This is a genomic window from Virgisporangium ochraceum (assembly GCF_016863655.1).
Taxonomy (GTDB): domain Bacteria; phylum Actinomycetota; class Actinomycetes; order Mycobacteriales; family Micromonosporaceae; genus Virgisporangium; species Virgisporangium ochraceum.
On sequence record NZ_BOPH01000050.1, the window covers coordinates 57560 to 78439 of the forward strand.

Here is a 20880-nt window from a genome sequence, read left to right on the forward strand (position 1 = left end):
ACCACATGGTACAGAAGATTGACAGGTCGGCGCGTTCGGCCGCCGACGCCACCACGGTGTACTCGCTGCTGGCCGACGGCACGACCTGGCCCGCCTGGTCGCCGCTCGACTCGTTCGAACTGGAGAGCGGAGACGGTGGCCTGGGATCGATCCGGGTGTTCCGCACCGGTCGCACCGTCAGCCGCGAGGAGGTCGTGGAGCTGGTGCCGGGCCGGCGGTTCAGCTACGCGCTGCTCTCCGGGCTGCCGCTGCGCGGCTACCGGGCCGACGTCGACCTGACGCCCGCCGACGGCGGAACGGTGATCCACTGGCGCAGCAGCTTCACCCCGAAGGTGCCCGGCACCGGCCGGATCTACCGCTGGGCCCTCGGAAAGTTCATCCAACGCTGCGTCGAGGGTCTCGCCACGCACGCCACGACCCTTGCCGGGAAGGGGTCGTGAGGTTCACCCACCGCGCGGCTGCTCCGGGACGTCGGTGGCGGTGACCCGCCACACGGGTGCCGTGAAGTGCACGGCGTAGATGCCGACCGCCACCGATCGACCGGCCGGCAGGAGCCCCGGATCGATCGTGATCGACCACCCGGCGTTCCGCCACTCCCAGTACTCCATCATGAACACCTCGACCCGCTGGTCGACCACGATCCGCAGCACGCCGGGGCCGCGCGCGTCGAGCGACAGCTTGATGTCGCGACCGGGCTGCCGGGTCACCGAGAACGGGTAGTAGCCGTTGACCGGGTCGTCGCGCTGCAGGAGCTCGAACGCGTCGCGGTAGTTGATGACCGTTTCACCGGGCATCACAGGGTCGGTGGTGATCCGCGGGATCGACCGCGGTGGCTCCGGGAACGGGTACTCGGCGAACGGCACCGCCTCGTAGACCAGCAGGCGCGCCACCCCGGACGCCGTGGGCGGCTCCGGGTCGGGCTGCTCGTCCGTCCCGGTGTGCACGCGCACGGTGACGGTCACCGGCGTGCCGACGCGTACGCCGAACTCGTCCTCCCAGAACTTCTGCTTCTCGGCGACCGGCCTGGACCGCGTGCCCGGGAAGAACTCCCCCCGCTTGCCGGCCGGCTCGCAGTAGTCGGTCTCGACCTGCCTGCCGGCGATGAACGCGCGCAGCCGGCTCCCCCGGGCACTGTCGCACCAGAGCATCAGCTTGAAGTCGTAGGTCGTCGGCGTGAACGTGTACGTGAACGTGTTGCCGGCCGGAAGTACCGACGCCCGCGAGTCGACCAGCCGGTAGCCACCCGTGTAGGCGGCGGGCGTCCGCTCGGTCTCGTTGGTGGGCCGGCCCGACCCGTGCGACGGGTCGCCGACCGGATCGCCGCCGCTACCGCCGCCCCGCGTGAGCAGCACCGGCGCCGCCACCACGAGCACCAGCACCACGGCGAACGCCGCGGTTCCCGCGGCCCGGCGCCGGCGCCGGTGGGCGATGCGGTCGTACAGCGCCGGTCCCGGCGGAAGGCGGTCGTGGCTGCTGCGCTCGTCGAGCAACCGGACCAGATCCTCGGTGTTCATCATCGTCTCCCGGTGTTGTCGACCAGGCTCTCGTCGAGCCGCAACCGCGCCAACGCCTTGCTCGCCTGGCTCTTCACGGTGCCGGCGCGGACACCCAACGTCGCCGCGATCTGTTCCTCGGAGAGGTCCTCGAAGTAGCGCAGCACCAGCACCGCCCGCTGCTTCGCCGGCAACCGGAGCAGCGCCCGCCACAACAGGTCGCGGTCGGCGTGCCCGGCCGCGGCGTCGGCGCCCATGACGTCGGGAACCGTGCCGACCGGCACCTCGCCGATCCAGCGCCGGCGGCGGTGCGACACGAACGTGGTCACCACGATGCGCCGCACGTACGGCTCGGGATCGCCGCCGATGCGCCGCCACGCGAACCACGCCTTCACCAACGCGGTCTGCACCAGGTCCTCGGCACCGGCCCAGTCGCCCGTGAGCAGGTAGGCCACCCGGAGCAGGCGCGGCCACCGGTTCGCGACGAACGCGTCGAACTCCGGGCGCTTCGAGAGGGCTCTCACACCCGCTCTACGCGTTCACCCCCGCGCGGGGTTGCCTCCGAGCGCATTGATGTCCGGATTCTCCAGGACCCGCTTCGGCGCGCCGCCCGTGGCGACCGCCAGCATCGCGCGGCCCAGGGCCTCCGTCGTGGTGGTGCTCTTCGGCATCAGCCGCCGCAGCACCGGGTACAGCGGACGCGCGACCGGCAGGAGGAACGCGTACACGCGCGAGCGCGGCCGTTCGCCGTTCATCGGGTGGATGTAACCGGGCCGGAACATGTACGCGTTGGGCAGCAGGGCGAGCAGGTCGTTCTCGGTCTTCCCCTTGACCCGGGCCCACATCGTGCGGCCCTTCTCCGTGGAGTCGGTGCCCTGGCCGGAGACGTAGGTGAACGTCACCTCCGGGGGGAGCGACCGGGCGGCCGTCATGGTGAGGTCGTAGGTGATCCGGCGGTACGCGTCCTCGGCCATGCCCGCCGACGACACCCCGAGGCAGAAGAAGCACGCGTCGGCGTCGGCGAGGTCGGCGCGGATCGCCGTCAGGTCGGACAGGTCCGCGTGGACCACCTCGCGCAGCTTCGGGTCGCGCCGGTCCGTCGCGCTGCGACCGACCGTGACCACCTCGGTGACCGCGGGGCTGAGCAGGCACTCCCGCAGCACGCCCTGACCGACCATCCCGGTGCCACCGAACACGACGACCTTCACGCGCGCACCCCCTCCGGCTCGGGAGCGTAACGCAGGTGCCGCCGACGGCGCTGCCGCGCCGCGACGATCAGCCCGACCAGCAGCACCAGCCCGACGGTGTACGCGACGCCGTGCACCGTGCCGCGGGTCAGGTACTCGGAACCGGTGTGGTCGACGGCGTACGTGCCGATCTCGCGGCTCGACCAGAACGGCGTCACCTTCGACAGCGCGTCGGCCGGGTCGAGCAGCATCTGCATCGACACCGCGGTCAGCAGCACCAGGGTGCCCTCCAACTCGCGCGGCAGCAGGATCCCGATCAGCAGACCGAACGGCGCCGCGACCGCGACGCAGAACCCCAGCCCGAGCGACACCGCGCCGAACCGCACGCCGGGCACATCGAAGAAGATCAGCAGCAGGAACGGCACCGCCAGCACCGCGCCGGCCGCCCACAGGCCGAACAACCGGCCCAGGTACACCTGGTAGGCGCGGTAGCCGCTGAGCACCAGCCGCGGGTCCACGGTGCGGCCGGCGGTCGTCGCGAACAACGCGGCGGTGCTGACGGCCCAGCCCATGCCGAGGAACAGCGACCGCACCGACTGGCCCACGTACTCGTGCCGCACCACGTAGAAGACCAGCGGTAGCAGGAGCAGGAACGCGATCGCGCGCCGGCGGCGTACGAGCTCCCGCAGCGTCATCTCGGCGACCGTCAGCACCTTCCTCACGAGGCGGCTCCGGTCAGGTCGAGCACGAGGTCGACGCCGTCGAGCTGGTTCAGCAGGTGGGTGACGACCACGATTGCCTTCCCCTCGTCGCGCAGCCGGTACAGCTGGTCCCAGAAATTCACGTATGTACCCCTGTCGAAGCCCTGGTACGGCTCGTCGAGCAGCAGCACGTCGGGCTCGGTGAGCGTCGACATCACCAGGTTCAGCTTCTGCCGCGTGCCGCCGGATAGCTGCCGCGCGGTCGGGGCGTCGGCCGCCGTCCAGCCCAGGGCCGCGGCCGAGTTCCGGCCGCGTTCCTTCGCGGTGACGCGGGACAGACCCGCGCCGGCGCCGACCAGAACGAAATGCTCGTCGGGACGCAGGAAGTCGGCGACGCCACCGTCCTGCGGGCAGTAGCCGATGCGACCGGCGACGCGCACCTCCCCGGCGTCGGGGCTGAGCAGCCCGGCACAGATGCCGAGGAACGTGCTCTTGCCGCAGCCGTTGGCGCCGACGACCGCCGCGATCTGCCCCGCCCGCACGGTGAGGTCGACGTTGTCGAGCACCACCCGCCGCCGGTACCGCTTCGTGATTCCCTGTGCCCGCAGGCGGATCGGCCCGGGTGCCCGCCTGGCCCGGTTGCCGATGATCTCGATGACCGCCGCGGCGTAGCTGTCGGGACGGCCGAAGACCGTGACCGGGTTCTCGCCGCTGTCGGACAGGTGCGCCGCGGCCTCCGCGACCACGTGCCCCGCGGTCTCCGGCCCGGTGCCGCGGCGACGCAGCTCCGCGTCGAGCTCGGCCAGCCATGCGTGCGGGTTCATCGGCCCTCCACCTCTTTCAGGAGCCCGTTGACCTGGTCGCTGAACCGCCGCCAGTCCGATCCGGTGCCCCGCAGGGCCTCCGCGCCGGCGGTGGTGAGCCGGTAGTACTTGCGCGCCGGTCCGGACTCCCCCGCGTGCCACCGCGCCGTGACGAGACCGGTCTTCTGCAGGCGCATCAGCACGGGGTACAGGGTTCCGCCCTGTATCGGCCCGATCCCGGCCACCTGCAGCGACTGCGCCAGCTCGTAGCCGTACGACTCGCGGCCGGCGAGCAGCGCCAGCAGGCACAGGTCGAGCACGCCGCGCAGCCACTGCCCCCGCCGGTCCGCATCCACGGCGAAAACCCTAGTGCCGCTACCTACCTAGCACAACTACCTAGTGCCGCGCCGCCCAACCGATCCTCCGGTGGCGGCCGGCCAGAAAGTGACGACGCTCTATCCAGTGCGCTTCAGGGACGGAAAGGCACACCGGATAGAGCGTCGCCGAACGCCGCACGTCGCACGTCGCACGTCGCACGTCGCAGGCACGCAAGAGAGTGATAGGAACGCGCAATTCTCTTACATTGATGGTTGACGAGGCCGGAGACGTCTGAAACATTTGTGCCTCGCGGTGAAAAAACTCGATCACCCGCCCTCACCGCCCCGCCCCCTCCCGCCCGTCCGGCCTCGCCGGTCGGGTCGTCGCCGCATCCGCCGCACCCCCAACCACAGCCGAGGACGCGATGAACAGAAGACCCGGAAGACTGGCCGGCGCGCTGGCCACGATCACGCTGGCCGGCGTGGCACTGGTGGCCACCACGGTGCTCACCGCCGGCACCGCCTCCGCCGCCGGCGGACCCAACCTCGCCGCCGGCCGCGCCGCCACCGCGAGTTCGGTGAACGGTCCGTACGCCGCCGCCAACCTGACCGACGGCAACCAGGGCACCTACTGGGAGAGCGCGGGCGCGTTCCCGCAGTGGGCGCAGGTCGACCTCGGCAGCGAGCAGAGCGTCGACCAGGTCGTGCTCAAGCTGCCGCCGGCGTGGGAGACCCGCACGCAGACGCTGACGGTGCAGGGCAGCACGAACGGCTCCGGGTTCACCACGATCGTCGCCGCCGCGGGGCAGTCGTTCGCGCCGGGCACCAGCAACACCGTCACCCTGAACTTCGCCGCGACGACCGTGCGCCAGGTGCGGGTCCAGATCACGGCTAACACCGGCTGGGCGGCCGCGCAGCTGGCCGAGCTGGAGGTGTACGGGGCCGCCACGTCGTCCGGGAACCTCGCCCAGGGCAGGGCGTTCAGCGCGAGCGGCTCGGTGGCGCCGTACGGGGCGGGCAACGCCGGCGACGGGAACCAGGGAAGCTACTGGGAGAGCCCGAACAACACGTTCCCGCAGTGGGTGCAGGTCGACCTCGGCAGCGGCGTCAGCGTGAACCGCGTGGTGCTCAAGCTTCCGTCGGCGTGGGAGGCGCGCACCCAGACGCTGTCGGTGCAGGGCAGCACCGACGGGTCCGGCTTCAGCACGCTCGTCGCCAGCGCCGGGCGCGCGTTCAGCCCCGCGAGCGGCAACACGGTGACGCTCACGTTCGGCGCCGCCACCACCCGGTACGTGCGGGTGCACGTCACCGCGAACACCGGCTGGCCCGCCGGTCAGCTCTCCGAACTGGAGGTGTACGGACCCGGCGGCGGCGACACCCAGGCCCCCACGGCGCCCGGCGGCCTCGCCTACACGCAGCCGGCCACCGACCAGATCCGCCTCACCTGGACCGCGGCCACCGACAACGTCGGCGTCACCGCCTACGACATCTACGCCAACAACGTGCTGCGGACCAGCGTCGCCGGCACCGTGCTGGCCTACACCGACACGCAGCCGGCCAGCGCCACCGTGACCTACCACGTGAAGGCGCGCGACGCCGCCGGCAACCAGTCGCCCAACAGCAACATGGTGACCCGCACCGGCAGCACCGGCGACACCCAGGCACCCACCGCGCCCGGGAACCTCGCCTACACGCAGCCGGCCGCCGACCAGATCCGCCTCACCTGGACCGCGAGCACCGACAACGTCGGCGTCACCGCGTACGACGTCTACGCCAACGACGCGCTGCGCGGCACCGTCACCGCAACGTCCTACACGGACACCCAGCCGGCCACGGCAACCGTGTCCTACGTCGTGAAGGCGCGCGACGCCGCCGGCAACCAGTCGGCGAACAGCAACACGGTGACGCGCGTGGGCACCGGCGGCGGCGCGAACCTGGCCGTCGGCAAGCCGATCACGGCGTCCTCGACGGTCTTCACGTTCGTGGCGGCGAACGCCAACGACGACAACCTCACCACCTACTGGGAGTCGGCGGCCGGCGCCTACCCGAACCTGCTGACCGTCCAACTCGGAGCGAACGCCGCCGTCACGGGCGTCGTCGTGAAGCTGAACCCCGACCCGGTGTGGGGCACCCGCACCCAGACCATCGAGGTGCTCGGCCGCACGCAGAGCTCCACGACGTTCACCAGCCTGCGCGCCGCGGCCACCTACACGTTCAACCCGGCGAGCGGGAACAGCGTGACGATCCCCGTGTCGGCGAGCGTCGCCGACGTGCAGTTGCGCATCACGGCCAACAGCGGGTCGTCGGGCGGTCAGGTGGCCGAGTTCCAGGTGATCGGCACGCCCGCGCCCAACCCCGACCTCACCGTCACGGCCCTGTCGGCGTCGCCCGCGTCGCCGGTCGAGACCGACACCGTCTCGGTGACCGCGACCGTCCGCAATGGAGGGACGGCCGCGTCGGGCGCGACGAACGTCAACGTCTACCTGGGCACGACGCTCGCGGGCACCGCCGCGGTCGGCGCGCTCGCGGCGGGCGCGTCCGCGTCGGTGACAGCGTCCATCGGGACCCGCAACGCCGGCTCCTATCCCCTGAGCGCGAAGGTCGACGAGGGCAACACCGTCGTCGAGACCAACGAGACCAACAACTCCTTCACGGCGGGCAGCCCGCTCGTGGTACGGCCGGTCGACAGCTCCGACCTGGTCCCGGTGGTGTCGTGGTCGCCGGGCACGCCGGCCGCCGGCAACACGGTGACGTTCACCGTGGCCATCCGCAACCAGGGCACCATCGCCTCGGCGGGCGGCGGGCACGCCGTCACGCTGACCCTGCTCGACGGCAACGGCGGCACCGTCCGCACGCTCACCGGAACGTTCACCGGCACCATCGACGCGGGCGCCACCGGCGCGGGCGTGAACCTGGGCACCTGGCCGGCGGTCAACGGCCGGTACACGGTACGCGCGACGGTCGCGGCCGACGGCAACGAGCTACCGGTCAAGCGCACCAACAACACCGCCGACCGGTCGCTGTTCGTCGGCCGCGGCGCGAACCTGCCGTACGAGATGTACGAGGCCGAGGACGCCGTCCGCGGTGGTGGCGCCGGCATCGTCGGTCCGAACAGGACGGTCGGCGACCTCGGCGGCGAGGCGAGCGGACGCCGCGCCGTGACCCTCACCGGCACCGGCTCCTACGTCGAGTTCACCACCCGGGCGGCTACCAACACGCTGGTGACCCGATTCTCCATCCCCGACGGGACGAACACCACGCTCAACATCTACGTCGACGGCCAGTTCCACAAGGCGATCGACCTCACCTCGAAGTACGCCTGGCTCTACGGCAACGAGGCCAGCCCGAACAACTCGCCCGGCTCCGGCGCCCCGCGGCACATCTACGACGAGGCCAGCGTGATGCTCAACGGCACGGTGCCGGCGGGCAGCCGGATCCGGCTCCAGAAGGACGCCGCGAACGGCAGCCAGTACGCGATCGACTTCATCAACACCGAACTGGTGGCACCGGTCGCGAACCCCGACCCGGCCCGGTACGCCGTGCCGGCCGGCTTCACCCAGCAGGACATCCAGAACGCGCTCGACCGGGTGCGCATGGACACCACCGGGAACCTCGTCGGTGTCTACCTGCCGGCCGGCACCTACACCGCGCAGCAGAAGCTGCTCGTGTACGGCAAGGGCATCCGGGTGACCGGCGCCGGACCCTGGTACACCCGCATCCAGGCACCGGCGACCCAGGAGAACACCGACATCGGGTTCGACCTGCAGCAGGGCGCGAGCGGCACCACCGTGAGCAACCTGGCCATCTTCGGCAACTACACGTTCCGGCAGGACGGGCCGGGCAAGGTGTTCGACGCGAAGAACCTCACCAACCTCACCGTCGAGAACGTGTGGGCCGAGCACTTCCTGTGCCTGTTCTGGGGCACGAACATCGACACCTCGACGATCCGCAACACGCGGTCGCGCAACCTCTTCGCCGACGCGGTGAACCTGACCAACGGCAGCACGAACAACCTCGTCACCAACAACGAGTCGCGGGCCTCCGGCGACGACAGCTTCGCGCTGTTCTCCGCGACCGACCTCAACTCCGGTGAGCAGACCGGCAACGTCTTCGAGAACCTCACGTCGACGCTGACGTGGCGCGCGGCCGGTATCGCGGTGTACGGCGGTTACGACAACGTGGTCCGTAACGTCTACATCGCCGACACGCTGGTGTACTCGGGCATCACGATCAGCTCGCTCGACTTCGGGTACCCGATGCACGGGTTCGGAGCCAGTCCCCCGACCCGGTTCGAGAACATCTCGATCGTGCGGGCCGGCGGACACTTCTGGGGCGCGCAGACGTTCCCGGCGATCTGGGTGTACTCGGCGTCGAAGGTCTTCCAGGGCATCCGGGTGTCCGATGTGGACATCGTCGACCCGACGTACCACGGCATCATGTTCCAGACCGACTACAACCCCGGGCCGCTGTTCCCGGTCACCGACACGGTCTTCACCAACATCTCCATCAGCGGCGCGCAACGCAGCGGCGACGCCTACGACGCCGAGTCCGGCTTCGGGATCTGGGTCAACGAGCTGCCCGAGCCGGGTGAGGGCCCGGCCCGCGGCGGCGCCACGTTCACCAACCTGCGGATGTCGAACAACTTCCGCGACATCCAGAACCTGACCCCGTCGACGTTCACCCTCACGATCAACCCGTAAGGAGACGCGGACCGGGCCCCGCCCTCTCCGCCGAGGAGGGCGGGGCTCACCGCGTCAGCTCGACGACCCCGGTGTCGACGTCGTAGTAGGCGTCCACCACGCGGGCCCTGTCGCCGAGCACGGTGCGCAGCCGCGCGACCGTGCGGGCCGTGTGCTCGCGGGCCACCGGGTCGACCGCCTCGACCCGGTCGGGCGGCGTGGCGCGGATCGCGTCGGTGATGTCGTCGACGACGGCACCGACCCCGCCGTGCGGCCGCCGGCCCGTGGTCCAGGCATCGACCGCCGTGGCCACCGCGGCGCACCGTCGGTGGCCGAGAACCAGAACCAACGGGACGCCGACCGCATTGACGGCGATCTCCACCGAGCCGACCGCCGCCCGGTCGAGCACGTGGCCGCCGGTGCGGACCGCGAAGATCGACCCGAAGTCCTGGTCGAACACCGCCTCGACCGGCACCCGGGTGTCCATGCACCCGACCACCACCGCGATCGGCGCCGGCGTCGTCGCCACGGCCACCGCGCGGCGCACCTGGTGGCCGTACAACGGCTGGCCGGACACGAACCGCCGGTTGCCGGCGACCAGCGCGGCCAGCGCCGCGTCGGGATCGGCCGCGCCCGGCGAGGGCTCGGAGGCCACCGGTGGTGACGATGGTGCGGGCGGGAACACGGCCACGAAGGGTGGCGCGGTCGGGTCCGGAACCAGCGGAAACATGTGTCAAGGATGAACATCCGACGACGTACGCGCATCGGTTATGCGCGGAGCGAGGCCGAAATCACGGCCGGGTCCGGCCGCGCCGCGCCGGCCGGCCGGATCACCCGTATCATCATCCGGCCGCCACCAGAGAGAACACACCGGAGACGCCCGTGCCGGATCGCTCCTACGTCACGCCGGCTCGCCGGCCGCTCGTCGCGGCGGTGCTCCTCGGGCTGCTCCTGCTCCTCACGCTCGGCGCCATCGCCGACATCCAGCCGCCGTCGCCGGCCGACGACGACGCGCCTGCCGGGGAGTTCTCGGCCGGGCGGGCGTTCCGGCACGTCGAACAGATCGGTCAGGACCGGCACGTGGCCGGCAGTCCGGCCGGCGACCGCGTGCGGGAGTACCTCCTGGAGACGCTGCGCGGCTACGGGCTGGAGACCGAGGTGCAGGAGGCCACCGGCCTCGTCGCGGCCCGCGACTGGGAGGAGGGCGTGGCCGCGCGGGTGCGCAACGTGATCGCCCGCATCCCCGGCACGGCGTCCACCGGTCGGGTCATCTTCGTGGCGCACTACGACGCGGTCCAGGTGAGCTACGGCGCCAACGACGACGGCGCCGGCGTCTCGACGCTGCTGGAGACGGCCCGGGCCATGAAGGCGGGCCCGGCGCCCCGCAACGACGTGGTGTTCCTGTTCACCGACGCCGAAGAGGTCGGCATGAACGGCGCCGAGGCGTTCGTGAACCTGCACCCGCTCGCCGGCGACCGGGCGGTGGTCGTCAACGTCGAGGCGCGCGGCAGCAACGGACCGGCGGTCATGTTCGAGACCTCGCGGGGCAACGCCGACCTCGTCGACGTGTTCGCGGGCGTGCCGCACCCGGTCGGGTCGAGCGTGGCCGTCGAGATCTACCGGCTGCTCTCCAACGACACCGACTTCACGCCGTTCCTCGCCCACGACCGGTTCACCGGGCTGAACTCGGCGTACATCGACGGGTCCTACACCTACCACACCCCGCTCGACCGGCCGGAGTCGATGAGCCGGGGCAGCCTGCAGCACCACGGCGACAACACGCTGGCGCTGGCCAAGGCGTTCGGCCGGGCCGACCTCGGCCCGCTGATGCGGCCGGCCGGCCACGACGCCACGTACTTCCCGGTGCCCGGGTTCCTCATGCGCTACCCCGGCTGGCTGGTGTGGCCGCTCGCGGTGCTGGCGCTGGTCGGCGTCGGCGCGCTGGCGTTCCTGGCCCGCCGGCGCGGGCTGACCTCGTGGCCACGCGCCGCGGCCGGGTTCGGCCTCGCGCTGGTGCCGCTGGTCGTCGCCGCGCTGGCGGCGCAGGCGCTGTGGACCGCGCTGGTGACGCTGCGGCCGGGCTACAGCGACATGATCGATCCGAGCCGGCCGGGCTGGTTCCGGCTGGCCGTGGTGGCGCTCACCGGCGGCGTGCTGTTCGGCTGGTACGCGCTCCTGCGCCGGCGGATCGGGCCGGTGCCGCTGGCCATCGGCGGGCTCGGCGTGCTGGCGGTGTTCGGGGTGCTGTTCGCCGCCCTGATCCCGGGCGGGTCGTACCTCGCCGCGCTCCCGGCGCTGTTCGGGGCGGCCGCCGGCATCGGCGCGCTGTACGTGCGGCCGGCGCTGGGCAAGGTGGCCGTCCTCGGCGCGGGCGCGGCGGCGGCCGTGCTGGTGCTGGTCCCGATGATCTTCCTGTTCTTTCCGGCGCTCGGCCTCGGCGCCGCGTACGCGTCGGCGCTGTTCCTGACGCTGCTGGGCCTCGCGCTCGTGCCCGTGCTCGACCTGGCGTGGCGTCCGGTCGGGAGCCCGCCGCACCGGCTGCGCGGCGCGGCGCCCGTGGTGGCCGCGCTGGTGCTGTCGCTGGTGTTCACCACCGTCGGGCTCGCCGTCGATCGATGGGACGCGCGGCATCCGCTGCCGACGCACCTGATGTACGCGCTCGACCACAACACGGGCACGGCCCAGTGGGTCAGCCTCGAGTCGAGCCCGGGCACGTGGACGGCGCGGTTCGTCCGCGACAAGGCCGACGTGGGCGCCGCGTTCCCGTTGCTGCCCGCCGGAAAGCTCGCGGTGGGACCCGCGCAGCCGGCGCGGATCGCCGCCCCCGAGGTGACCGTGCTGGCCGACGTCACCACCGGCAGCGAGCGGCGGCTCAAGCTGCGGTTGGCGCCCCGCCGGCCGGTGCGGCTGCTCGCGATCTACGGCGACAAGGGCAACCGGCGCGTGGTCCGCGCCGCCGTCGAGGGCCGCGAGATCTCGCCGTACCTCACCGACCGCGACCGCTTCGGGCTCCAGTTCCACGGCGTCGCCGACGACGGCTTCGAGCTCGACCTCACCGTGTCGGGGGCCGAACCGTTGCGGTTCCGGCTCATCGACGGCAGCGACGGCCTCGACGGTCTGCCCGGGTTCCGCCAGCGCCCGCCGAACGTCGGCGTGGCCGGCACCCACAGCTCCGAGCTCGTGGCCGGCGCCATCACCGTCACGATCTGACGCGGGCCGGCAGGACGACCGTCTCCGAGCCGATCGGCGTGAAACCCAGCGCCAGGAACATCCGCAGCGACCGGGCGTTGCCCGGGGACACCGCCGCGAACACGGGTTCGCCGTCGGGCGCCAGGCTCAGCGCGTCCACCATCAGCGAACGCCCCCACCCGCGGCCCTGACCCTCCGGCGCGGCCTCGATGCTCAGCTCCGGACGGCCGGCCAGGCCCCGGCTGAGGGTGACCAGACCGCGCTCGTCGCCGAAGACGCGGACGTCGTCGCGGAAACCGAGCGCGAACCGGACCCGCGGATGGTCGGCCAGGTCGGGCCGTTCGGGCAGGCGGTCGCCGCCGGTGCCGCGGGCGAACAGGGTGACGTCGGTGACGTGGACCTCGCCGGCGGGGCCGGCCAGCCACCGGAGGAAGTCGGGCAGCACGGTCGGTCCGAAGCCGTCGACCTTGCGGGCGTGCACCTCCGCCGGCGGCAGCGCGGTCGCGACGACGGCGTGCCCGGTGAAGCCGAACGAACACTCGCGCCCAGGGGCCAACTCGGGAACAACCGTGACGGAGCCGTCGACCGGCGGGAACCGGCCGTTCACCGCTTCGTACATCAAAACGCGCAAAGGATGCGGATCAGACGCTTCGCCAAACATTTCATGATCCTATGAGCTGAAACCCTTGCCGAACCCGACGCACGGACTGCAACTACTTCCCTTCACTGTGCACTTATCAATAGGTTGCTATTCGACGATCCTTGGAAGGAGTCCCCGCATGGCGTTTGGCTTACGAGGCCGAATCCCCCTACGTCGGATAGTTGCCGCTTCGGCGGCCATGGTGCTGGTCGGCTCGTTCGCTGCGGCGAGCCCCGCCTCCGCCGGCAAGAAGCCACCCAAGCCTCCGCCCGGCAACAGCACGCCCGAGAAGCTCACCAAGGCGGTCACGCTGCCCGGTCTGCTCCGCCACCTCGCGGCGTTCCAGTTCATCGGCGACACCAACGGCGACAACCGTGGCTCGGGCGGGCCCGGCTACGACCGCAGCGCCGACTACGTCGCGTGGACCATGAAGCTGGCCGGCTACAAGGTCACCCGCCAGCCGTTCGACTTCACGTTCTGCGAGGAGACCGGGCCGTCCGCCTTCGACAAGACGGCGCCCGCCCCGACGGCGACGTACGTCGAGGGCACCGACTACCAGACGACGAGCTGCACCGGCTCGGGCAACGCCACCGCGGCCGTGGTTCCGGTCGACATCAACCTGACCCCGCCGCGCGCGTCGACGTCGGGGTGCGAGGCCACCGACTTCGCCGGAGTCGACGTCGCCGGGAAGATCGCGCTGGTGCAGCGTGGCTCCTGCGACTTCGTCGTCAAGGTGCGCAACGCGGAGGCGGCCGGCGCCGCCGGCGTCGTCATCTTCAACCAGGGCAACGGCACGCCCGAGGCGAACCCCGACCGGTACGCCCTGTTCGGCGGCAACCTCGGCGCCGCTGTCGGCATCCCGGCCGTCACCGTGTCCTACGCCCTCGGCGAGCAGTTCGCCACCACGGCGGGTCTCGTGCTGCACATCCAGACCCAGGCCATCTCGGAGACGCGCAGCACCGAGAACGTCATCGCCGAGTCGCCGGGCGGCAACCCGGACAACGTCGTGATGGCCGGTGCGCACCTCGACTCCGAGCCCGACACCGTCGGCATCAACGACAACGGGTCCGGCAGCGCGGCGCTGCTGGAGGTCGCGTACCAGATGCGCAAGGTGAAGCCCACCAACAAGGTGCGCTTCGCGTGGTGGGGTGCCGAGGAGGCCGGTCTCGTCGGCTCGAACACGTACGTGGCCGGGCTCACCGAGGCGCAGGCGGCGCAGATCAAGCTGTACCTGAACTTCGACATGATCGCGTCGGCGAACTACACGCTCGGCGTGTACGACGGCGACGACTCCGCCGGTGCGGGCTCCGGCCCCGGGCCGACCGGATCGGCCGAGATCGAGGCGCTGTTCCAGAAGTTCTTCGCCGACCGTGGCCTGCCCACCCGGGCGTCGGACTTCACCGGACGCTCCGACTACGGCGCGTTCATCGCCAACGGCATTCCGGCCGGTGGCCTGTTCACCGGTGCCGAGGAGCCGAAGACCGCCGACGACGTCGCCAAGTGGGGCGGCCTCGAAGGCGAGCAGATGGACCCGTGCTACCACGACCCGTGCGACAGCTTCACCCCGGTGAAGGACGGTGCCGACGCGGAGGTGTACCGGAAGCTCGACCGCCAGTACCCGCTGCTCGGCAACATCAACCTGCGCGCGTTCGACGTGAACGCCGACGCGATCGCCACCGCGGTGATCACGTACGCGTTCGACACCTCGTCGATCCCGCCCCGGGTCGCCGCCGCGGCGGCCCGTTCGGCGGGTCCGGCGTCGGTCGCGTCGTCGGTGGCAGCCGGCAAGGCCTGACCCTGTAGGACCGCGATCCCGGGCCTCCGTTCGTCGGAGGCCCGGGATTTCGTCTGTCAGCGGTGGGTGAGGCGCAGGTAGTAGCCGTCCGGGTCGACGATCCGGAAGTCCCACAGGCCCCAGGGGCGCTGGCGCAGGTCGTCGACCACCACGTCGGCGGCCAGGCAGCGGTCGTGCAGGGCCGCCACCTCACCGACGTCGTCGAGCTCCAGCACGATCTCGGTGCCGGCGCCGCGGTCGGCCGCCAGCCGCCGCCGGGTGAAGCCCGGCCCGAACGGCCGCCGCGGTCCGTGTGGACCCGGCCAGGGACGGTCGTCGTCGGCGGGAAGCTTGGACACCGGGCCGAGACCGAACAGCACGCTCCCCCGGCGCACGCTCACGTAGTCGGCGGCCCGGCTCACCACCTCGAAGCCGAGCAGCCCCGTGTAGAAGCCCTCCGAGACGGCGAGGTCGTCGACAAACAGTTCGAGTCGCAGGCGCACGCCGTAGATACTGGCACCCATCATGGAACACGCACATATGGTGAAGCTCAGCAAACGGATGTCGAAGGCGTTGCGCCACGACCCGGGGCGCGTCGGGCTCACCCTCGATCCCGGCGGCTGGGTACCGGTCGCCGACCTTCTGTCCGCCCTGGGCGTCGACCGCGGAGACATCGACGCCGTGGTGGCAGGCAACGACAAGCAGCGCTTCGCGATCGTGCGCGGGCCCGACGGGGTGGAGCGCATCCGCGCCAGCCAGGGCCACTCGGTGCCGGTCGACCTCGGGCTGGTGCCGGTGGAGCCGCCGGAGCGGCTGTACCACGGCACCAACGAGGCCGCGGTCGCCTCGATCCGGGCCACCGGCCTGAACCGGGGCGGGCGCCACCACGTCCACCTCTCCACCGACGAACCGACCGCGCGCCGCGTCGGTGGGCGGCGCGGCGGTCCGGTCGTCATCCTCGAGGTCGAAGCGGGCGCGATGGCCCGCGACGGCTTCGAGTTCTACCGCAGCGACAACGGCGTCTGGCTCACCGCCGAGGTGCCGACGCGGTACATCAGCTAGCGCCCTCCTCCAGCGGGGGAACGTAGAACGCCTTCGTGTTCGCGGCCATGCTCTTCGCGTCGGCCTCCGGGATGCCACCGGCGATCGACGCGGCCTCCCAGGCCTCGCAGCTCGCGGTCGTGAACTCGCGCGCCTCGGGCGACTTCTCGAACTCCTCGGGGTTGCCGATCGACTCGCCGCGCAGGTGCGTGCCGAGGCCCAGCAGGGTGAGGTCCCAGCCGACGCCGACCGCGCCCGGCCCGAACTGGCCCCAGAAGCCCGGGTCGACGACCGCGACGTGGTCGAGCGTGAACTCGGTGCCACCGTCCACTTCGGACAGCCGCAGCTCGACCTCGCTGTAGTCGCTCTCCTTGGCCTCGCCCATCTCCCACGTGACGCGCAGCAGCCGCGGCGGCTCGCACACCTTGATGACCCCGCCGGCGTTGCCCTGGGTCTGGTAGCGGCCGCCGACCTTCAGGTCGCCGGTGACCGGCAGGAACCAGCGGCTGATCCGCTCGGGATCGGTGACGGCGTCCCACACGTCCCCGATCGGCGCGTCGTAGTGCCGGGTGAGCACGATGGTGCGGGCCTCGCGCGCGTCGTCGGCGCTCACCGCGCGGCTGCCGGTGGTCCGGTGCACCGCCTTCAGGTCGTTCAACAGGTCGGTCACTTCTGCTCCTTGGTGTCGTCAGCGTTGCTCTCGGAGCGCTTCGTGCGCTTTCCGCGGACGAGCTCCGTCGCCAGGGCGTCGAGCCGCTGGTTCCAGAACGCCCGGAATCGGTCGAGCCACAGGTCGGCCTCCCGCAACGGGGTCGCGTCCACCGCGTACAGGCGACGGGTGCCCTCCGCGCGGACGGTGGTGAACCCGTTCTCCCGCAACACCCGCAGGTGCTGCGAGACAGCGGGCTGGCTGATGCCGAACTCACGCCGGACGACCTCGGTGATGGCACCGGCGGTCAGCTCGCCCTCGGCGAGCAGCTCCAGAATCCGGCGCCGGACCGGGTCACCGAGGACGTCGAACGCGTGCACGTGACGACTCTATCACTGACCCCTTATATAAGTGCAAGCTGAAATTACTGCTTTTGATCGAACTCAGCCCGGTGGCTGCTCCGGCGGCCGGTTGTGCTCTGCGAGGAAGCGTTCGAGCTCCGCACCGAGCTCGTCGGCGGTGGGCAGGGCGGCGGTCTCGGCGGCCAGCAGGTCGTTGTCACCGCGTCCCCGCGAGAAGCTGTCGTACTGCTGCTCCAGCATCTTCACCAGCGCCGTGGCGTCTTCGGCCGCGGCGACCTGCTTGTCGACCTCCACCCGCACCAGCTCCGCCGCGCTACGCAGCTCCTCCGTGGGCAGCAGCAGGCCGGTCGACCGCGACAGCCGGGTGAGCAGCTCCTCGGCCGCGGCCGGGAACGGGCTCTGCGCCAGGTAGTGCGGCACGTGCACGGCGAAGCCGATCGCATCGTGGCCGTGCTTGCCGAGGCGGTACTCCAGCAGGTTCGCCACGCTAGCCGGCACCTGCACCTGGCGCAGCCACGGCTCGTACCCGGCGATCAGCTCGGGCCGGGTGGCGTGCGCGGTGACCCCGATCGGGCGCGTGTGCGGCACCGCCATCGGAATCGCGGTGAGCCCCACGGTGATGCGGACGTCGAGGCGCTCGATGAGCGTCAACGCCGCCGCGATGAACCGCTCCCACTGCAGGTCGGGCTCCGGGCCGGCCAACATGAGGAACGCGGTGCCCTCGTCGTCACGCACGTGGTAGAGGCCGAGCACCGGCTCGTCGTAGGACTCCCAGTGGTCCTCCACGAACTTCATCGTGGGCCGGCGGGAGCGGTAGTCGAGCAGCTGGTCGATGTCGAACCGGGCGATGAGGCGGGCGTTCAGCGCCGACATGACGTGTTCGCGCGCGAGCTGCACCGCGCTTCCGGCGTCGACGAATCCGTCGAGCGCCTGGAGCAGCACGGGCCGCTCCAGCTGCGGCAGGTCACCGGTCATCTCGAAAAGCTCGTTCGGGTCCAGCACCACTCAACGGTATACTCGTCTCCGCCGTGGAAACCCCGTAGGAGGCCCTCCGGTGCGGATCTGAGCCGAGACACCCGTTCGAGGTGTCTCTCCGTGAACAGTCGGTTCCGACAATTCCGGAGTGGCTCATGTCTATGAGAACCCCTTCCATCGTGTTCACCGGTCTGTCGTTCGCCTGGCCCGCCGGGCAGACCGTCCTCGACTCCCTCACCGGTTCCATCGGCACCGGCCGTACCGGGCTCATCGGCGCCAACGGCACCGGCAAGTCGACACTGCTGCGGCTCATCGCGGGCGACCTCACACCCACGGCCGGCACGGTGCGCGTCGACGGCGACGTCGGCTACCTGCGCCAGGACCTCACCCTCTCGGCACAGCTGCGGGTGGACGAGGTGCTGGGCGTCGCGGAGGCACACCGCGCCCTGCGCGCGCTGGAGAGCGGCGTCACCGACGAGGCGACCATCGCCGCGATCGGTTCCTTTGCCGACGCCGACTGGGACGTCACCGAGCGCGCCCGCGCGACGCTCGACCGGCTCGGCCTCACCCACGTCGACCTCGACCGGCCGGTGGGCCGGGTGTCGGGCGGCGAGGCGGTGCTGCTCGGGCTCGCCGCGCAGTTCCTGCGCCGCCCGGCGGTGCTGCTGCTCGACGAGCCGACCAACAACCTCGACTCGGGCGCCCGCGACCGCCTGTACGCCGCGGTCGACGCGTGGCCGGGCGTGCTCGTCGTCGTCAGCCACGACCGCGCCCTGCTCGACCGCGTCGACCGCATCGGCGACGTCCGGGCGACCGGGATCCGGTGGTACGGCGGCAACCTGTCGGCCTACGAGGAGGCGGTGGCGGTCGAGCAGGAGGCTGCGCAGCGGCTCGTGCGCGCGGCGGAGTCGCACGTGCGCCGGCAGGAGCGCGAGCTGATCGACGCGCGGGTCAAGCTCGCGCGGCGGCAGCGGTACGCGCAGAAGATGTGGGACACCAAGCGGGAGCCCAAGCGCATCATGGGCAACCGGCGCAGCGCGGCGCAGGTGTCGGCCGGCAAGCACCACGGCATGCACCAGGAGAAGCTGGCCGAGGCGCGCGAGTCGCTCGACACCGCCGAGGAGGCGGTGCACGACGACCCGACCGTGCGCATCGACCTGCCGGCCACCACGGTGCCGGCCGGCCGGGAGGTGCTGGCACTGCGCGGCGTCCGGCTACGGTCGGGCAACCGGGGCGGCCCCCTCGACCTCGACGTACGCGGACCGGAGCGGATCGCGCTCGTCGGGCCGAACGGCGCGGGCAAGACGACGCTGCTCCGCACGATCGTCGGCGAGGTGGCCGCGGCGGCGGGCACGGTGGCCCTGCACGTGCCCGTCGGGTACCTGCCGCAGCGGCTGGACGTGCTCGACGACGACCTGTCGGTGGCCGGGAACGTCGCACGGTTCGCGCCGCGCGCGTCCCACAACGCCGTTCGCGCGGGGCTGGCCCGCTTCCTGTTCCGGGGTGCGCGCGCCGACCAGCCGGCCGGGCAGCTCTCCGGCGGCGAACGGTTCCGGGCGAGTCTCGCGGCGCTCCTGCTGGCCGACCCGGCGCCGCAGCTGCTCCTGCTCGACGAGCCGACGAACAACCTCGACCTGGCGACCGTCGCGCAGCTCACGGCGGCGCTCGCCGGGTACCGCGGCGCGCTGGTGGTGGCCGCTCACGACCGGCCGTTCCTGCGCGACCTCGGCATCACCCGCTGGGTCGAGCTCGGGCGGTAGCCGCCACGTCCACGTCGGACAACGTGCGCAGCGCCCGGAGGAAGGTCCGCCGGTCGGCCGCCGGCAGGAGCGCCAGCACGCGCTCCTCGCCGGCCCGGATGCCGGTGCGGGTGCGGCCGAAGACGCGGCGGCCGGCGGGGGTGATCGCCAGCAGGCGTACCCGCCGGTCGCCGGGGTCGGGCCGGCGCTCGATGAGCCCACGCTCCTGCAGGTCGTCGAGCACCGGGATGATGCGGGTCTTGTCGGCCCGGATCGCCTGCGCGAGCGCGGCCTGCGTGCGCGTGGGGCCGGTGGCGAGCGCCGTGAGCACCGTGTAGCCCCACATCGTGAGGTCGTTGGCCGCGAGCACGGGATGCTCGGCGTCGACGAGGGCGCGCGTCAGCCGGTGGAGCATCGCCGCCAGGTCGGGGCGGTCGTCCGTGGTCACCGCCTCACGATACGCCTTGACATACTGTACGCTCCCATAGATCGTACGCACATGCATATTATCGAGCTCGACCGCCGGGCGGTGGCGGAGAGCGTCCGGGTGGTGGCGCGGGTCGGCGCCGGCGACCTCGACCGGCCGACGCCCTGTGCACAGTGGACACTCGGCGACCTCCTGGCGCACATGACCGCGCAGCACCGCGGGTTCGCCGCGGCCGCCCGCGGAACCGGTGCCGACCCGCGGGCGTGGGAGGTGCTCCCGCTGGGCGACGACCCGGTGGCGGCGTACACCGCGGCCGCCGACGACGTGGTCGCGGCGTTCGCCGGGCCCGGGGTCGCCGACGCGCGGTTCGCGCTGCCGGAGTTCAGTACCGAGGTGACGTTCCGCGGCGTCCGGGCGGTCGGGTTCCATTTCCTCGACTACGTGGTCCACACGTGGGACGTCGCGCGCTCGCTCGGCGTCCACCCGGCCCTTCCCCCCGAACTGGTGACGGCCGCGCTGCCCATCGCGGAGGCCGTGCCCGACGGACCGGGGCGCGCGCAACCGGGCGCGCCGTTCGCGCCGCGGCTGTCCATCGTGGAGGGCGCGACCGACCTGGACCGGTTGCTGGCGCTCGTCGGCCGGGCGCCATAGGGTTCACCGGTGGCAGGAGAGATGAGTCGAACGGCGATCTCGGCGGCGGTCGACGGGCTGGGCTGGCGCTACATTCTCGGGCTGGTACGCACCGCGGTCCCGGTCGGATCGTTGGCCGCGGCGGCCGACGCCGCTGCGGCGGTCTCGGCGGCCGCCGGCGACGACGCCGACGGGCACCTGTGGCTCGACGTGCGGGCCGACCGGCTGATCGTCTCGGTGCAGAGCCGCGACGTCGGCTGGATCACCGACACCG

At 71.9% G+C, this 20880-nt stretch carries 20 protein-coding genes and 1 pseudogene; 8 read left to right on the plus strand and 13 right to left on the minus strand.

Going from position 1 to position 20880, the window contains the following annotated elements:
* The first annotated feature begins 5 nt into the window (after positions 1–5).
* On the plus strand, positions 6–440 hold the full coding sequence (locus Voc01_RS19000) for an SRPBCC family protein (RefSeq protein WP_203928806.1): 435 nt from the start codon (positions 6–8) through the stop codon (positions 438–440).
* Between the two features lie 3 nt (positions 441–443).
* On the opposite strand, the gene Voc01_RS19005 is transcribed toward Voc01_RS19000, so the two are convergent.
* The 6 genes from Voc01_RS19005 to Voc01_RS19030 are packed head-to-tail and all read right to left on the minus strand — an operon-like array spanning position 444 to position 4540.
* Positions 444–1514 carry a hypothetical protein gene (locus Voc01_RS19005; protein WP_203928807.1) on the minus strand — a complete coding sequence of 357 codons (1071 nt, stop codon included), beginning with the start codon at positions 1512–1514 and terminating at the stop codon, positions 444–446.
* Entirely contained in the window at positions 1514–2017 is a 504-nt protein-coding gene (locus tag Voc01_RS19010; protein WP_203928808.1) for a SigE family RNA polymerase sigma factor, read from the minus strand. The genes Voc01_RS19005 and Voc01_RS19010 overlap by 1 nt, the downstream gene beginning before the upstream one ends.
* Positions 2018–2032: 15 nt before the next feature.
* Positions 2033–2701 (minus strand): NAD-dependent epimerase/dehydratase family protein, encoded by a 669-nt coding sequence (locus Voc01_RS19015; RefSeq protein WP_203928809.1) that lies wholly within the window; start codon positions 2699–2701, stop codon positions 2033–2035.
* Complete coding sequence (locus Voc01_RS19020; protein WP_203928810.1) at positions 2698–3402, minus strand: ABC transporter permease; 705 nt, start codon at positions 3400–3402, stop codon at positions 2698–2700. Before Voc01_RS19020 ends, Voc01_RS19015 begins: the two co-directional genes overlap by 4 nt.
* Complete coding sequence (locus Voc01_RS19025; protein WP_203928811.1) at positions 3399–4205, minus strand: ATP-binding cassette domain-containing protein; 807 nt, start codon at positions 4203–4205, stop codon at positions 3399–3401. The genes Voc01_RS19020 and Voc01_RS19025 overlap by 4 nt, the downstream gene beginning before the upstream one ends.
* Positions 4202–4540: a PadR family transcriptional regulator gene (locus tag Voc01_RS19030; RefSeq protein WP_203928812.1), complete on the minus strand. Its 339-nt coding sequence runs from the start codon at positions 4538–4540 to the stop codon at positions 4202–4204. Before Voc01_RS19030 ends, Voc01_RS19025 begins: the two co-directional genes overlap by 4 nt.
* A gap of 386 nt (positions 4541–4926) precedes the next feature.
* On the opposite strand from Voc01_RS19030, the gene Voc01_RS19035 reads away from it, so the two are divergent.
* Positions 4927–9201 (plus strand): galactose-binding domain-containing protein, encoded by a 4275-nt coding sequence (locus tag Voc01_RS19035; protein WP_203928813.1) that lies wholly within the window; start codon positions 4927–4929, stop codon positions 9199–9201.
* Positions 9202–9247: 46 nt separating this feature from the next.
* On the opposite strand, the gene Voc01_RS19040 is transcribed toward Voc01_RS19035, so the two are convergent.
* A complete protein-coding gene (locus Voc01_RS19040) occupies positions 9248–9910 on the minus strand; it encodes a carbonic anhydrase (protein WP_203928814.1) in 663 nt (220 codons plus the stop codon).
* Between the two features lie 152 nt (positions 9911–10062).
* Between Voc01_RS19040 and Voc01_RS19045 the strand changes: the two genes are divergently transcribed.
* On the plus strand, positions 10063–12390 hold the full coding sequence (locus Voc01_RS19045; RefSeq protein WP_239160310.1) for a M20/M25/M40 family metallo-hydrolase: 2328 nt from the start codon (positions 10063–10065) through the stop codon (positions 12388–12390).
* Here the strand turns inward: Voc01_RS19045 and Voc01_RS19050 are convergent.
* Positions 12380–12988: a GNAT family N-acetyltransferase gene (locus Voc01_RS19050; protein ID WP_239160311.1), complete on the minus strand. Its 609-nt coding sequence runs from the start codon at positions 12986–12988 to the stop codon at positions 12380–12382. The genes Voc01_RS19045 and Voc01_RS19050 overlap by 11 nt on opposite strands.
* 220 nt (positions 12989–13208) lie before the next feature.
* On the opposite strand from Voc01_RS19050, the gene Voc01_RS19055 reads away from it, so the two are divergent.
* Complete coding sequence (locus Voc01_RS19055) at positions 13209–14804, plus strand: M28 family peptidase (protein ID WP_203928816.1); 1596 nt, start codon at positions 13209–13211, stop codon at positions 14802–14804.
* A 56-nt stretch (positions 14805–14860) separates the two neighbouring features.
* On the opposite strand, the gene Voc01_RS19060 is transcribed toward Voc01_RS19055, so the two are convergent.
* The gene (locus tag Voc01_RS19060) at positions 14861–15286 is read right to left on the minus strand and encodes a VOC family protein (RefSeq protein WP_203928817.1); all 426 of its coding nucleotides are present in this window, start codon (positions 15284–15286) and stop codon (positions 14861–14863) included.
* A gap of 22 nt (positions 15287–15308) precedes the next feature.
* Between Voc01_RS19060 and Voc01_RS19065 the strand changes: the two genes are divergently transcribed.
* Positions 15309–15845: an RNA 2'-phosphotransferase gene (locus Voc01_RS19065; protein ID WP_203928818.1), complete on the plus strand. Its 537-nt coding sequence runs from the start codon at positions 15309–15311 to the stop codon at positions 15843–15845.
* Here Voc01_RS19065 and Voc01_RS19070 read toward each other — a convergent pair.
* The 3 genes from Voc01_RS19070 to Voc01_RS19080 all read right to left on the minus strand — a co-directional run bounded on the left by Voc01_RS19070 (position 15838) and on the right by Voc01_RS19080 (position 17837).
* Complete coding sequence (locus tag Voc01_RS19070; protein WP_203928819.1) at positions 15838–16494, minus strand: SRPBCC family protein; 657 nt, start codon at positions 16492–16494, stop codon at positions 15838–15840. The genes Voc01_RS19065 and Voc01_RS19070 overlap by 8 nt on opposite strands.
* Positions 16491–16853: an ArsR/SmtB family transcription factor gene (locus Voc01_RS19075; RefSeq protein ID WP_203928820.1), complete on the minus strand. Its 363-nt coding sequence runs from the start codon at positions 16851–16853 to the stop codon at positions 16491–16493. Before Voc01_RS19075 ends, Voc01_RS19070 begins: the two co-directional genes overlap by 4 nt.
* Positions 16854–16916: 63 nt before the next feature.
* The gene (locus tag Voc01_RS19080; RefSeq protein ID WP_203928821.1) at positions 16917–17837 is read right to left on the minus strand and encodes a proteasome assembly chaperone family protein; all 921 of its coding nucleotides are present in this window, start codon (positions 17835–17837) and stop codon (positions 16917–16919) included.
* Positions 17838–17971: 134 nt separating this feature from the next.
* Between Voc01_RS19080 and Voc01_RS19085 the strand changes: the two genes are divergently transcribed.
* The gene (locus Voc01_RS19085; protein ID WP_203928822.1) at positions 17972–19570 is read left to right on the plus strand and encodes an ABC-F family ATP-binding cassette domain-containing protein; all 1599 of its coding nucleotides are present in this window, start codon (positions 17972–17974) and stop codon (positions 19568–19570) included.
* On the opposite strand, the gene Voc01_RS19090 is transcribed toward Voc01_RS19085, so the two are convergent.
* Complete coding sequence (locus Voc01_RS19090) at positions 19542–19997, minus strand: MarR family winged helix-turn-helix transcriptional regulator (protein WP_239160312.1); 456 nt, start codon at positions 19995–19997, stop codon at positions 19542–19544. The genes Voc01_RS19085 and Voc01_RS19090 overlap by 29 nt on opposite strands.
* A gap of 51 nt (positions 19998–20048) precedes the next feature.
* On the opposite strand from Voc01_RS19090, the gene Voc01_RS19095 reads away from it, so the two are divergent.
* Together Voc01_RS19095 and Voc01_RS19100 are read left to right on the plus strand one after the other, a co-directional pair.
* Positions 20049–20627 (plus strand): TIGR03086 family metal-binding protein, encoded by a 579-nt coding sequence (locus tag Voc01_RS19095; RefSeq protein WP_203928823.1) that lies wholly within the window; start codon positions 20049–20051, stop codon positions 20625–20627.
* 9 nt (positions 20628–20636) lie between these two features.
* Positions 20637–20880, plus strand: a pseudogene (locus Voc01_RS19100) (VOC family protein); the annotation flags it as partial.